The sequence below is a fragment of the Moritella dasanensis ArB 0140 genome, assembly GCF_000276805.1.
Lineage (GTDB): Bacteria > Pseudomonadota > Gammaproteobacteria > Enterobacterales > Moritellaceae > Moritella > Moritella dasanensis.
Map to the genome: position 1 here is coordinate 13,190 of NZ_AKXQ01000029.1, position 12,985 is coordinate 26,174.

Consider the following 12,985-nt stretch of genomic DNA (forward strand, 5'->3'; position numbering starts at 1 on the left):
ATATGTCTGACGTAATGACGGCCAATCAAGAAGTGCAACCATCTTCTCTTGGCGGTGTTTTCATCATTACCGGTACGAGTATTGGTGCCGGTATGTTTTCTTTACCTGTCTTAACATCAAACATGTGGTTTGGTTGGGCTGTATTGTTTTTGTGTGTGTCTTGGTACTGCATGTACAGTTCTGCACTTTACTTACTGGAAGCGAACCAGAAATTTAAACATGGTGTTAATTTTGATTCGATGACCAAAGCACTACTACCAACCTCATTACGACTGCTTAATGGTTTGTCTGTGTTGTTCGTGAGTTATATCTTAGTCTACGCCTACATTTCTGGTGGTGGCTCAATGCTAGGACACAGCTTGCAGTCAGGTTTGGGGATTGAGGTCGATCAGTCTGTTGCGAGTTTTGTCTTTGCGGTGTTATTGGGGCTTATCGTGAGCTTTAGTACGAAAGCCGTAGACCGTTTTACTTCAGCAATGCTGGGTGGCATGGTTATTACGTTTAGTATCGCTATTTATAGTTTATTGAGTGGCGCAAACCTTTCATTATTACAGCCGCTTGCTGAAATGACGGAGCGATTACCGTATAGCTGGGCAGCAATTCCATCGTTAATGGTGTGTTTTGGTTTTCATTCTAATATCCCAAGCTTGGTTAAATATTATAATAAAGACAGCTCTAAAGTTGTTAACTCAATTCGTTACGGTAGTTTGTTGGCGCTAACTATTTATTTAATCTGGTTGTTAGCAAGCTTTACTGTTATTGGTCGTGACGGTTTCGCTAGTGTTATTGCACAAGGCGGTAACATGGGCGCGTTAGTTTCTGCGTTAGAGTCTGCTGGCTCAGGTGCGACACTGGCCGTGACCTTACAACTATTTGCTAACTTTGCTGTCGCGACTTCATTTTTGGGCGTGGCACTGGGTCTGTTTGATTTCTTAACAGACCTGTTGAAATTGGATGATAGCTTATCGGGTCGCAGTAAAACGGCATTAGTAACGTTTGTACCGCCGATGATTGGTGGGGTATTACTGCCAAATGGATTTATCTACGCGATTGGTTATGCTGGATTTGCAGCGGCCGTATTTGCCTTGTTTACACCCGTGGCATTAGCGTTTCAGGCGCGTAAATATTTACCAACCACAGACTTTCTTGTTTCGGGTGGTCATGCTCGTATGGCTGTCGTTTTGGTATTTGCGGTGTGTGTTGTCAGTTTCCAAGTACTCTCTATGATGGGCTTATTAGCTTAATTTGCAGTTAGGTCGGTAGTATATTGCCGTTAGTGAGAGTTCATTAACGGCAAACTAGCTAATTAATATGCGTTAATTTAGTGAATAATGTTTATTTACGCGATTAGTTTTGAGTTAATTATATTTTATTAAGTATAATAAAATATATTTTGATTACGTGACTTTAATATGAATTATTCCTTTTCTCGCATTGCAGCTATTTCAACGCTGGTTTTCTCCCTGTCGGGCTGTTTTGATATTGCCGATATCCCCAAATTAAATTCTTCATGGAAAGTTGCAGGCGCGACATCTGAAAGTAGTGAGCAAGGTGGTTTTGTTACTGACACGATTGCGACATGTCCGGTATTTATAAATAATACGACTGTGACGAGTGATGAATTACCGGCTGAGTTTAGCATTACCGATTGGAATATTTATAAGCAAGAAGATGACAACTGGCGTCGTGAGTTGACGAAGTTGATTGAAGATAACGATTTAATTGTCTTACAAGAAGCAAAGTTAAGCTTTTTGTTAGAGCAGCTGATGCAACAATATGAATTGAGCTGGACACAAGTCGAAGCTTTTAGTGTTTACAATCAATCAATGGGTGTATTAACCGCAAGCCGTGTTGCGCCTATCTCTGTTTGTAAGCAAGCAATCACAGAACCTTGGTTACGTTTCCCTAAATCGACATTGATTAGCTATTACCCTTGGGCTGGCAGTGATGAACCTCTGCTTGTCGCTAACATGCACATGATTAACTTCACCTTAGGTGTTGATGAGTTTAATCAACAACTCGAAGGGGTTATTGCTGTGATCCGTCAGCATAATGGGCCAGTGATCATGGCTGGGGATTTTAATACTTGGACGAATAAGCGTTTAGATCAATTGCATACGATGACAACGAGTGTCGACTTACAAAAATCGGTTTATCAAAAGGATGTACGTAGAACCGCATTTGGTAATCCGCTTGATGATATTTACTATAGAGGCATGCAACAGCTAAGTGCATCGTCTTATGAAACCGATGCATCTGACCACAACCCTATTGTTGCGCGCTTTGGCCCACAGCTTTAGCTTTTTGATGTAGCTTGAGAGCAATTAGGAAATGAATATGATGGAAAAATTTAAACAACAGTATCCCATTATTGTTGATGATATCGTGCGTTGGGGTGAGATGGACGCATTTGGTCATGTTAATAATACGGTGTACTTTCGCTATTTTGAACAAGCGCGAATAGGCTATTTTGAACAAATAAAAGCCATGGAATACATGCAAGCCCATGGTATTGGTCCTATCTTGGCTGCAACGAATTGCCGTTTTAAAGCGCCGTTAAAGTCACCTGATACCATTAAAATTGGTGCGACTGTGTCAGAGTTTGCTGAACATAAGCTAATAATGAAATATGCAGTGTGGAGTAATACTTTACAACGTGTCGTTGCAGAAGGGGAAGGCGTGATTGTATTTGTGGATTACAGCGCGCATAAGAAAATGCCGGTACCTGCAGATATTGTTGATAAGATTAAGCTGTTACAACCGGCGTTATTTACTGCTTAACTGACTTTAACTTAACTTAACTTAACTTCACTTCACTTTAATTTACTAAGTTAACTTAAGTAAGACAAAGTAAGAAAAATAAGGCAAAAAAAAGCAGACTAAAAAATGTAGTCTGCTGCAGCTTTTTGTTTTTACAACGAGTTGTAATTAAAGGCTGTTTTTTGCTGCGTTTTCATTTAAGAATAGGCAACCAAGTGTGAATGCATTCTGTTGGAATTTTTTCAGACCCGTTTCAGCAAAATCAACAAAGATCGGGTGATCTTGTACTAATTGCTTGTAGAACGTTTGTGAAACCATGTTCACTTCAACGCTAGTTACAAGTTGGATTGCCGCTTCAGCTTTAAAGCTTGTTGAGCTACCACTAAACTTGCCTTTTGTCAGACGTTCTTTGATCACTACATTGTCAATTTTATAATCTGTCATTAACTGGGCAAATTCTTTATGAAACTGACGCATCTGATACGCTTCAGTTGAACTTGCTAAGGTAATTTTTCTTTTTCGACATTCAATAAGCTCAAACATTCCGTCTTTTAAAGATAGGAAACATAGATTTACTTCATTGCCTGCTAGTTCAACACTACAAATTCTCATTAAATAACTCACCATAAATAAAGATAACTTCGCTATTATAACCACTTTGTTGTCAGTTAACATGGTTATCGTTGTTTCGTTGTGAATTTATACGATAGTATCCTATACCCAAGCTACTTCAAAATGCTGTATCAGAGACGAGCAGGGATATCAGGACAAGGCACAATATGTAGAGAATGGTTATTCCATTTTAAAATATTGTAACGCTGTGCTGTTATTCCTGCTCGCCTCCCGCTGGGCAAAACGAATGAAGGTATCTTCTGCGTTATGAAGTCTTGATTAAGAATAACTAAATCCTCGACTTCACGCCTTGAATATCCTCTTCTTTCGGTTTGCTGATTGTGCATTTAGAAGTAGTTTGGGTATATAAACAACTTAATTGTAAGGAAACAGAATGACATATTTACCTTGTGTTGAAATTGAACCTAAACAGGCTGCAAACGCGAGTGTTATTTGGTTACACGGATTGGGTGCCAATGGCCATGATTTTGCTGGCGTGGTGCCAATGATCGCATTATCTAGCGAGCATCAAGTGCGTTATGTTTTCCCGCATGCCCCTGAAATAAACGTCACGATTAATAATGGTTACAAAATGCCAGCTTGGTATGACATTTTGGCGATGACATTAGAGCGTAAAATTGATATGTCAGGTTTAATGGCAAGCGTTGAACAGGTACAAAAACTGATCCAGCGTGAGATTGATCGAGGTATTGATAGTCAACGGATCGTTGTTGCTGGTTTTTCTCAAGGCGGTGCGGTGGCTTATCAAAGCGCGTTAACTTTTACCAAGCCATTAGCTGGGCTCATGGTGATGTCGAGTTATTTCGCAACGGCTAAAACCATTAAGCCACATTCGCAGAATCTGGCGTTACCGGTCCATATTTATCATGGTAGTGCGGATCCTGTTGTGGCTGAATCGCTTGGGTTAAATGCGATGACATATTTAGAAACGCTCGGTTATCAACCGCAGTATCATCGCTACGCTGCAGAGCATACGGTTACCGCACAGCAGATAAATGATATATCACAACATATACAGCAGTTTTTAGCGATTAATACCACAAGCTAGCGCTAATTTGTCGTATCTTAAACTACCGAGGTTGAATAGATCTCGGTAGTTTATGCTGTGATTTTTTTGTTATCAAGATCACAATGACAGGGGTTTTCAAGGGTATAGTGATCCATTTGTGACGATTACATCTATGCTTAAAGTTCCTAGTATTATTGATAAGATTGAACGATGCGTCAGAATGAAAACCGTAACTCAAGTGATGTTAATAATAATGTGTTAATTGATAACTTTGTTGCGATTAATGACATTCATAATCCAGATATGGAATTGCTTAAAGAGAGTCAATCTAATCAAGATAGCGAAAATATTGAAGTCACGCTTGCCACTAAAATGAATTTTGTCAGACAGATTTGGTTGGCCGGACTGGGGGCATATAGCCATAGCGTTGATGAGCTTAATACGGCGGGTGAAAAATCGTCAATGTATTTTGAAGATCTGTTGCTGCAAGGTGAGAAAGTCGATAGTGCTTTTAAATTGCATACCACGGGGGAGCATATATCCTTGCATGGTTTAGAAAAATTGATTCAGCGAACTTATGCAAAATTAACGGGCGTTGAAAGTGATAAGCTGACGCAGTTGAACGATAAACTTGATGCTTTACTCGCAGAACTAGCAGATAAAAAACAAACCACTTAGAGGGGCTCTGAAGTGGTTTGTTTCATTAAATACTGGCCGTGGTAAGATTAATCTTCGGCGAGTAATTTTCCCAGATATTCACTGGCATTGGCTCTGATAGGCATAAAATAGACATTATCATCTCTGGCTTGCACCTTTTTAATCATGGCGCGGCCAAACTTAATATTCCACTCTTTTGTTGGTTCGAAATCACTTGGAAAAACCACATCATTTTTGTTTTCCCAATATGATTGACTCGTTTCGCTATGAATCGGACTCATCCCCCAAAATACTTCCGTACCCTGCAGCATATCCATATATACATCGAGAAATTTCAAATCAAAAAATGGTTGTGTGAAAAATCCATCCACACCAGCATCGATTTTATCGTGAATATAATCGAGCTCTTTACGCATGCTGGTTCGATATTGATCGATCGCCGCGTAAACCTTCATATATGGCAGTTCTTTTTTGATAATACGAATGAGTTCACATGAGGTATTACGATAAGTTCGGTGCGAAATATCCTGCGGTGGATCACCTTCGACGACAAGCACTGAATTGATTTTACTGTGACGGAAAAAATCCGTTAATGGAAAACCGTTTCGCAGATCAAAGTCGATAGCGCGTAGGTGGGGAATAACTTCATCAAACTTGTCTTGTAAGCGATCGCAAGCATCCCAACTACGGACATCAAAGCGCAGTAAGTCTGGAATATTCAGCGTATTTATTTGACCAAACTGGCTAACTTCTTCGACTTCAGTATTTAAGGTTTCCCATGAACGGGGTACAAGCTCTATTGAGTATTTCAAATTACATCCCTTTTTGTTATCAACAGTCCTGGTTGATAATCCTTTTAATACCCAAACTCGACTCCGCGTGTTTGGGCTTTTCCAATCATTGATATAGTTTGTATAACTATTTCTTATTTATTTGCGGCTAACTGCTGTAACCAAGCAATTTCAGCGGCCCAAATAGTATCATCTATTGTTTCCAATACCATAGGTATACCATTAAAGCGTTCATCCTGCATGATAAATTTGAAGGCTTCTTCACCAATAAAACCTTGGCCTAAGCTGTGATGGCGATCAACTTTTGTGCCTAGCGCAACTTTACTGTCATTAATGTGCATACCTGCAAGGTATTCAAAGCCGACAATACGTTCAAAATCATTAAAGGTTTGCTCACACGCTGCAAAGGTACGTAAGTCATATCCGGCGACAAAGGTGTGGCAAGTATCAATACATACACCCACACGGCTCTTATCTTCTACTTGTTCAATGATCTCGGCGAGATGCTCAAAACGGTAACCTAAGTTAGTACCTTGGCCTGCGGTGTTTTCGATAACGGCTTTGACTGACGTTGATTTTTCGAGTGCGAGGTTAATCGATTCGGCGACGCGTTTTAAACTTTCTGATTCCGATATCTTTTTTAAGTGGCTACCAGGATGGAAGTTCAGCAAGGTTAAACCGAGCTGTTCGCAACGGTGCATTTCATCATAAAAGGCATTGCGCGATTTCTCTAAGGCTTCAGTTTCAGGGTGGCCAAGGTTAATTAAATAAGAATCGTGAGGCAAAATCTGCGCGGCGGTAAAATTGTAGCGTTTACAATTGGCTTTAAACTTACGGATATCATCCGGGCTCAGCGCTTTTGCATCCCAGCGACGTTGGTTTTTGGTAAATAGAGCAAATGCAGTGGCCCCTAAATCATGCGCGTTTTTAGGGGCATTCCATACGCCACCTGCTGCAGACACGTGCGCGCCAATAAATTTAGTCATTTTTTGCTCCATTGTTTTAGGTATTCCGCATTTTTAGTCAATTTAGTGACAAAACAGTTTTAAAGGAGACTTTTTACGATAAAATTAGTTTTTTGGCAATGCTAATCTTTGGGAATTATTAATGAAAACTTGGGCAGAATTTTTGTTGCATGAGCAACAGCAACCGTATTACTTAGCGCTAGATAATTTTATTGCTGCAGAAAGAGCGGCTGGAAAAGTGGTTTATCCTAAACAAGACGATGTATTTCAAGCATTTTCATTAACCCCGTTAAAAGATGTCAAAGTGGTCATTTTAGGGCAAGACCCTTATCACGGACCAGATCAAGCCCACGGTTTGTGTTTTTCGGTATTACCCGGTATTAAGATCCCGCCTTCGCTGCGTAATATGTATAAAGAACTGACAACCGATATCGACGGTTTTGCCACACCTGACCACGGTTATTTAATTGAGTGGGCGCAACAAGGTATTTTAATGTTAAATACCGTGTTAACTGTTGAACAAGCGCAAGCTCATTCCCATGCTAAATCGGGTTGGGAGACGTTCACTGATCATGTGATTGAACAGTTAAACCAGCAAGATGAAGAAATCATTTTTGTCCTATGGGGTAATCATGCCAAGAAAAAGGGCCGCCATATTGATCGCAGTCGCCATCATGTTTTAGAGGGCGTGCACCCATCACCATTATCTGCTAGTCGTGGTTTCTTCGGTAGCCAGCATTTCTCTGCTATTAACCAGCGTTTACAAGCTCGCCAACAAACGCCGATCAATTGGCAAGTCAGCGCTGTTGAGACGCTAGTCTAAATATTACCTTTATAGCTTATATTGGTAGGTCAGTGTGAAGTGGTAAATAGATAAATAAATAGTGAAGCGGATCAAAGAAACTAATACTATATGGGTATATCATGGAGGCAGATAATTTCAAATTGGAGTTTATATGTTATCTCTCATTACTAAAGATCATGAACAAGTAGAGTTACTGTTAAATGTATTAACTGAGCAGTTAGCGGAACTCGAATCTGAGCAGCAGGGTGTTAATTTTAAATTGATGGATGATATTGTTCATTATCTACGTAATTATATTGACCGTTACCATCACCCTAAAGAAGACTTGATCTATTCATATTACCTCGAAAACTATGTCGAAGATGCGAGCATGCCGAATCGTTTAGCATCGGAGCATCAAAGTCTGAATTTCCTGAGTCGTGAACTTTCAAGTGCTTTGAATATGATCCAACTTGACTCTGTGATGCCATTCGATGAATTCGCGAGACAATTAAGAAGCTTTGTTGATAAACAACGCAGCCATATTCAATATGAAAACAATGTTGTTATGCCGTTAATGGCAGAGAAATTCACGCCGGATGACTGGTGTCAGATTGAGCATTTGTGGAAGAATGGTGATGTACAAGATATAAAAACATTGGCGGTGTTTAATGAGGTATACGATCGACTTAAACAACGTATTATTGATGCCGGATTTATGCATGATATTGACGAAGAGTTGTGCTTAGTTTAGTTGTGATTTAAGAGCATGGTCTGGTAAAGGAATTATCCTACAGACGTTCTTATGAATAAAAAAAAGCCGCATGATGACATGCGGCTTTTTTATTAAGCGATAAGATCAGAGTAGTAACTTAAAGGATCGTTATAACCGTCCATTTCCTTTTCTAAATTAAGCTTATCTTTAATCGCTTCAATCTCACGCCATTTTCGTTTTGACGCTGATTTAGCTTCTTTTTTTGTATTTTCTATCGACACTTGATTTATTCCTTCCATGGGATCACCTTTGTAATGATAGTTACCTACCCTCTATAGCATTTTTTTAATGCCGACTGTCATATTTTACTGTGGATTTGAGTGGCAGATCACGGAAAAAGACCTAGAATGAAAAAAGTATAAAATAGTTTATCTAAAGAATGCCGTGTAGATTTGACATATATGTATCTAATTAGGGTAGGGATTGCGAGTTCGATAATTTTAACACCTGTTTATTAACAATTTATTGGTTTTTTATGTTATATTTCGCGCCTTGTTTAGATGGTGGTGTTATTTTTACTGCCATCTATGGACTTTAATAAGAGTGTGGAAAGGACAATATGACGGAAACTATCGACTTTATAAATGGGCTGTTATGGGGCTCAGTACTGATTTATTTACTTATCGGTACCGGTCTGTATTTTACCTTTAAATTAGGTTTTATTCAGTTCCGCCACTTTACTCACATGTTCTCTGTTCTTGCTGGTAGCCGTAAAAGCAGCAATGAAGGTGTCTCATCATTTCAAGCATTATGTACAAGTTTAGCTGCGCGTGTTGGTACGGGTAACCTTGCAGGTGTTGCAGTTGCAATTACTGCTGGTGGTCCAGGCGCTGTATTCTGGATGTGGCTAATTGCTGTTATCGGTATGGCGACGAGCTTTGCTGAAAGTTCATTAGCACAATTATTTAAAACCAAAGATGCAGATGGTAATTTCCGTGGTGGCCCCGCTTACTACATGGAAAAAGGCTTAGGCCGTCGTTGGATGGGCGTTGTATTTTCAATCTGTCTAATCGTTGCATTTGGTTTAGTATTTAATGCCGTGCAGTCTGATGCGATTGCTAACTCTATGAATAACGCGTTTGGTTTTGATAAAACGATTGTTGGTATTGTATTAGTGGTATTCACGAGTGTGATCATCTTTGGTGGTCTACGTGTGATTGGTGCATTTGCTGAAATCGTAGTGCCATTCATGGCATTGGCTTATATCCTGATTGCTTTTGTTGTTGTGGCAATGAACTTTTCAGAGTTACCTGCGGTATTTGAATTAATCATTAAATCAGCATTCGGCTTAGATGAAGCTGCTGGTGGCGCACTTGGTGTTGCTATGATGCAAGGTATTAAACGTGGTTTGTTCTCGAATGAAGCGGGTATGGGTAGTGCACCAAATGCTGCGGCAAGTGCGGCTCCATTCCCTAACCACCCAGCATCTCAAGGTTATGTACAGATGTTAGGTGTGTTCATTGATACTATCGTTATCTGTACAGCGACAGCATCTATTATTCTACTGTCTGATCTGGGTGATACATCAGGTATTGGTGGTATCGAATTAACCCAGCATGCATTGTCATCTCATGTGGGTGATTGGGGTAGTACTTTCGTGGCTATTGCCATTCTATTCTTTGCATTTACGTCAATTGTAGCGAACTACTCATACGCAGAAACCAGTATTTTATTCTTGAATCGCGATTCGAAAGTAATGGTCTGGATCTTCCGTGCAGCGGTATTAGGTATGGTTATGTTTGGTGCGGTTGCTAAATCAGATCTGATTTGGAATATGGCGGATGCATCAATGGGCCTCATGGCGCTGGTCAATATCATTGCTATCTTGATGTTATCTAAGTTTGTTATCATTATAGCGAAAGATTACAACAAGCAATTAGATGCTGGTAAGACGCCGACATTTGATAGTGCTGAATACCCTGAAATTGATAAAATCATTAACAGTGAAATTTGGAACTCTAAATTTAAAAAGTAGTGTGTAATTACAGATTAAATTAGCGTTTTAAAATTATAAAAGCCACTCATTTTACAATGAGTGGCTTTTTTATTAGGTATTAATTATGGGGTAATGAAATTGTATTAAATTTGTTTAATCCTAAAGGTTAGAGTTTTAGCTCTATCCTCTTTGTGGTTAAATTGGCTTTTCATATCGACTCATATAGGATCAAGTCATGAATAAATTAGCAACTCTCGCTTCTGCAATGCTATTAAGTTTCTCTGTTAATGCTGCACAGGAAGTGTCTGGCGTATCAGTACCAGATAATGTATCTGTTGAAGGCACATCACTTAATTATCAAGGGGCAGGTGTTCGTAGTAAGTTCTTTATTGATCTGTATGTTGGTTCGCTTTTCACACAAGCAGCGGATAAAGATGTAATCAAAAGCCAAGATGTAAGCGCTATTCGTCTTAATATCATCTCTGGTCTTATTACTTCTGAGAAAATGATCTCGGCTATCAATGACGGTTTTGACGGCGCTACGGCGGGTAATACAGCCCCTATCTCAGCTGAAATCGCTGAGTTTATTGGCGTGTTTAGTGCAGAGATTGCCAAAGGCGACCAATTTACGCTAGTGAGCACGCCAGGCAAAGGCTTGATAACGTATAAAAATAATGAAAAATTATCGACGATTAATAACGATATTTTCCGTCAAGCGGTATTGGCTATTTGGTTAGGCGACAAACCAGCAGATGATGACCTGAAAGAAGATATGCTTGGTCTTTAATTTACGCTAAGATTTACGCTGAAGTTGACGCTGAAGTTGACGCTACAGTTTACATTGTCATTGAACATGACAATGTAATAACAAAATGGCTTACGGTTAAGAGTGAAATCTTAGCGTAAGCCATTTTTTATGCTTGGATTATTTAGCCGCCATGACTAAGTTTTGATTGGTATAGTTAGGCATAGCTCGGCGTTGAATGACTCGTTAGGTATTCACCTTAGTGACATCAACATAAAGACGTAGTGCTTGTCCTGGTTGAATATACTTCTGATTAGCCAGTCCATTCCATCTTACAACGTCTTTTACCTTCACGTTAAACTTATCGGCAATACGTGCAAGCGAATCACCTTGGCGGACCTTGTAGGTGATGTTACGCATAATGCCTTTACCGTTAGCACTGCCTTTTTTCTTACCTTGCCACACAACCAATTTTTGATTGATCTTCAAAGCGTCTTTAGGCGCGATATTGTTCCATTTTGCTAGGCTTTTATAATTAACTTTGTAGGCACGTGAAATGTCCCATAAGTTATCACCTGACTGTACTTTATGGACAACTTTGAAACGACCTGCAGGTTTATCCTGACGGCGGGTGATACGCGATGATTCACTAAATTTATAATAATCGAGATCTTTAGCCGCCATTGGGATCAATAACGCTTGGCCAATCTTGATCATGCTGCTGTCTAGATTATTCACCGAGGCAATGATCTTGCTTGAGGTATTATAGTTCTGGGCTATTTCACCTAGGCTATCGCCTGATTTAACTTTATAACGTACCCAGTTTAAACGGCCTTTCGCGTCTGTTTTGGCTAATGCAGCTTCAAACTTTTCTACTTTTTCATTCGGAATTAATAATGTATGTGGTCCATCAGGTGCTGTTGCCCATTGGTTAAAACCGGGATTAAGACGCTGTAGTTCAGCCACGTCCATGCCTGCTAAGTCGGCAGCAAGCGCTAAATCAATTTGACTGTCAACGTCAACTTGCTGAATCGCAGGTTCGTTATCAATCACAGGTAGCGTCAGGTTATATTTTTCAGCATTTTGTAAAATGTCTGCAAGTGCTAATAATTTCGGTACGTATGCTTCTGTTTCTGTCGGTAGGGACAATGACCAGAAATCTGTGGCTAAGCCCGCTTTTTTGTTACGCTTAATCGAACGACCAACGCGACCTTGACCTGAATTATAAGAAGCAAGGGCCTGTAACCAGTCTCCATCGAAACGACGGCTGAGGTATTCCATATAGGTAAGCGCAGCACTTGTTGATGCGAGTACGTCACGACGACCATCGTACCACCAGTTTTGCTCTAGACCGTACTGGGTTGCTGTGCCGGGTACAAACTGCCACATACCCGATGCACTGCCATGTGAGTAAGCAAAGGGGTCAAAGGCACTCTCTACGACGGGCAGTAGCGCGAGTTCTAATGGTAAGTTACGACGTTCGAGTTCTTCAACAATAAGATATAAAAAGGGTTCGGCGCGTTTCGATACCGTGATTAAATGCTGCGGGTGCTCCAAAAACCACTTACGGTGCTTGGCAATGCGCGCATTATCCGGAATCGGAATGGTCATTTGTTCTGCAATGCGAACCCAAACATTATCAATTGGCTCGACAGTAACGTCTTCGGCGACAATGAGTTTGGCAATTTTTTCTTCAGTTGCACTATCTAAACCGCTGTCTTTATTGCTGGCTTGTGCAGAAGGGGCCACGACAGGCGTTATAGTTGTTTGCACATCGTTACTGCGATCTTCAGGCGTCATTTGACACCCGGTCAGTAATATCAATACCGGAATGGATAATTTAAATTTCATATACATCTTATGTTAGTGAAAAACAGGGCTATGCTAATCGGCAATAACCGACAAAGCAAGCTTATCGTTTATGCCGTTT

Annotated in this window: 13 protein-coding genes and 1 pseudogene; 9 read left to right on the forward strand and 5 right to left on the reverse strand. The window is 40.1% G+C overall.

Annotation, left to right across the window (positions count from 1 at the left end; genetic code table 11):
- Positions 1-2: 2 nt before the first annotated feature.
- The 3 genes from A923_RS0118865 to A923_RS0118875 all read left to right on the forward strand — a co-directional run bounded on the left by A923_RS0118865 (position 3) and on the right by A923_RS0118875 (position 2,781).
- Positions 3-1,244: an aromatic amino acid transporter gene (locus A923_RS0118865; protein ID WP_017223255.1), complete on the forward strand. Its 1,242-nt coding sequence runs from the start codon at positions 3-5 to the stop codon at positions 1,242-1,244.
- Between the two features lie 168 nt (positions 1,245-1,412).
- The gene (locus A923_RS0118870; protein ID WP_017223256.1) at positions 1,413-2,300 is read left to right on the forward strand and encodes an endonuclease/exonuclease/phosphatase family protein; all 888 of its coding nucleotides are present in this window, start codon (positions 1,413-1,415) and stop codon (positions 2,298-2,300) included.
- A gap of 37 nt (positions 2,301-2,337) precedes the next feature.
- Positions 2,338-2,781: an acyl-CoA thioesterase gene (locus A923_RS0118875; protein ID WP_017223257.1), complete on the forward strand. Its 444-nt coding sequence runs from the start codon at positions 2,338-2,340 to the stop codon at positions 2,779-2,781.
- 147 nt (positions 2,782-2,928) lie between these two features.
- Here A923_RS0118875 and A923_RS0118880 read toward each other — a convergent pair whose 3' ends face one another.
- A complete protein-coding gene (locus A923_RS0118880; protein WP_026006361.1) occupies positions 2,929-3,372 on the reverse strand; it encodes a DUF3010 family protein in 444 nt (147 codons plus the stop codon).
- 394 nt (positions 3,373-3,766) lie between these two features.
- Between A923_RS0118880 and A923_RS0118885 the strand changes: the two genes are divergently transcribed.
- Positions 3,767-4,441: an alpha/beta hydrolase gene (locus A923_RS0118885; protein ID WP_017223259.1), complete on the forward strand. Its 675-nt coding sequence runs from the start codon at positions 3,767-3,769 to the stop codon at positions 4,439-4,441.
- 171 nt (positions 4,442-4,612) lie between these two features.
- The gene (locus tag A923_RS0118890) at positions 4,613-5,080 is read left to right on the forward strand and encodes a phasin family protein (protein ID WP_017223260.1); all 468 of its coding nucleotides are present in this window, start codon (positions 4,613-4,615) and stop codon (positions 5,078-5,080) included.
- A 47-nt stretch (positions 5,081-5,127) separates the two neighbouring features.
- Here A923_RS0118890 and A923_RS0118895 read toward each other — a convergent pair whose 3' ends face one another.
- The gene (locus A923_RS0118895; protein WP_017223261.1) at positions 5,128-5,871 is read right to left on the reverse strand and encodes a methylenetetrahydrofolate reductase; all 744 of its coding nucleotides are present in this window, start codon (positions 5,869-5,871) and stop codon (positions 5,128-5,130) included.
- Between the two features lie 113 nt (positions 5,872-5,984).
- Positions 5,985-6,836 carry a deoxyribonuclease IV gene (gene nfo / locus A923_RS0118900; protein ID WP_017223262.1) on the reverse strand — a complete coding sequence of 284 codons (852 nt, stop codon included), beginning with the start codon at positions 6,834-6,836 and terminating at the stop codon, positions 5,985-5,987.
- 115 nt (positions 6,837-6,951) lie between these two features.
- On the opposite strand from nfo, the pseudogene ung reads away from it, so the two are divergent.
- Together ung and A923_RS0118910 are read left to right on the forward strand one after the other, a co-directional pair.
- Positions 6,952-7,638 (forward strand): annotated as a pseudogene (gene ung, locus A923_RS0118905) (uracil-DNA glycosylase); the annotation flags it as partial.
- 133 nt (positions 7,639-7,771) lie between these two features.
- Positions 7,772-8,353 carry a hemerythrin domain-containing protein gene (locus tag A923_RS0118910; RefSeq protein WP_017223264.1) on the forward strand — a complete coding sequence of 194 codons (582 nt, stop codon included), beginning with the start codon at positions 7,772-7,774 and terminating at the stop codon, positions 8,351-8,353.
- 92 nt (positions 8,354-8,445) lie between these two features.
- Here A923_RS0118910 and A923_RS22810 read toward each other — a convergent pair whose 3' ends face one another.
- Positions 8,446-8,613 (reverse strand): DUF3545 family protein, encoded by a 168-nt coding sequence (locus tag A923_RS22810; RefSeq protein WP_017223265.1) that lies wholly within the window; start codon positions 8,611-8,613, stop codon positions 8,446-8,448.
- Positions 8,614-8,933: 320 nt separating this feature from the next.
- Between A923_RS22810 and A923_RS0118920 the strand changes: the two genes are divergently transcribed.
- Together A923_RS0118920 and A923_RS0118925 are read left to right on the forward strand one after the other, a co-directional pair.
- Positions 8,934-10,349, forward strand: coding sequence for an alanine/glycine:cation symporter family protein (locus A923_RS0118920; RefSeq protein WP_017223266.1), 1,416 nt, complete (start codon positions 8,934-8,936; stop codon positions 10,347-10,349).
- A 196-nt stretch (positions 10,350-10,545) separates the two neighbouring features.
- Positions 10,546-11,097 carry a chalcone isomerase family protein gene (locus A923_RS0118925; RefSeq protein ID WP_017223267.1) on the forward strand — a complete coding sequence of 184 codons (552 nt, stop codon included), beginning with the start codon at positions 10,546-10,548 and terminating at the stop codon, positions 11,095-11,097.
- 204 nt (positions 11,098-11,301) lie between these two features.
- On the opposite strand, the gene A923_RS0118930 is transcribed toward A923_RS0118925, so the two are convergent.
- Entirely contained in the window at positions 11,302-12,906 is a 1,605-nt protein-coding gene (locus A923_RS0118930) for a LysM peptidoglycan-binding domain-containing protein (RefSeq protein ID WP_017223268.1), read from the reverse strand.
- Positions 12,907-12,985: the final 79 nt, after the last annotated feature.

What these genes read in the sequence shown, in the direction of transcription:
- A923_RS0118865 (WP_017223255.1), top strand. Translation starts at nt 3, where the DNA reads ATGTCTGACGTAATGACGGCCAATCAAGAAGTGCAACCATCTTCTCTT.
- A923_RS0118870 (WP_017223256.1), top strand. Translation starts at nt 1,413, where the DNA reads ATGAATTATTCCTTTTCTCGCATTGCAGCTATTTCAACGCTGGTTTTC.
- A923_RS0118875 (WP_017223257.1), top strand. Translation starts at nt 2,338, where the DNA reads ATGATGGAAAAATTTAAACAACAGTATCCCATTATTGTTGATGATATC.
- A923_RS0118880 (WP_026006361.1), bottom strand. Translation starts at nt 3,372, where the DNA reads ATGAGAATTTGTAGTGTTGAACTAGCAGGCAATGAAGTAAATCTATGT.
- A923_RS0118885 (WP_017223259.1), top strand. Translation starts at nt 3,767, where the DNA reads ATGACATATTTACCTTGTGTTGAAATTGAACCTAAACAGGCTGCAAAC.
- A923_RS0118890 (WP_017223260.1), top strand. Translation starts at nt 4,613, where the DNA reads ATGCGTCAGAATGAAAACCGTAACTCAAGTGATGTTAATAATAATGTG.
- nfo (WP_017223262.1), bottom strand. Translation starts at nt 6,836, where the DNA reads ATGACTAAATTTATTGGCGCGCACGTGTCTGCAGCAGGTGGCGTATGG.
- A923_RS0118910 (WP_017223264.1), top strand. Translation starts at nt 7,772, where the DNA reads ATGTTATCTCTCATTACTAAAGATCATGAACAAGTAGAGTTACTGTTA.
- A923_RS22810 (WP_017223265.1), bottom strand. Translation starts at nt 8,613, where the DNA reads ATGGAAGGAATAAATCAAGTGTCGATAGAAAATACAAAAAAAGAAGCT.
- A923_RS0118920 (WP_017223266.1), top strand. Translation starts at nt 8,934, where the DNA reads ATGACGGAAACTATCGACTTTATAAATGGGCTGTTATGGGGCTCAGTA.
- A923_RS0118925 (WP_017223267.1), top strand. Translation starts at nt 10,546, where the DNA reads ATGAATAAATTAGCAACTCTCGCTTCTGCAATGCTATTAAGTTTCTCT.
- A923_RS0118930 (WP_017223268.1), bottom strand. Translation starts at nt 12,906, where the DNA reads ATGAAATTTAAATTATCCATTCCGGTATTGATATTACTGACCGGGTGT.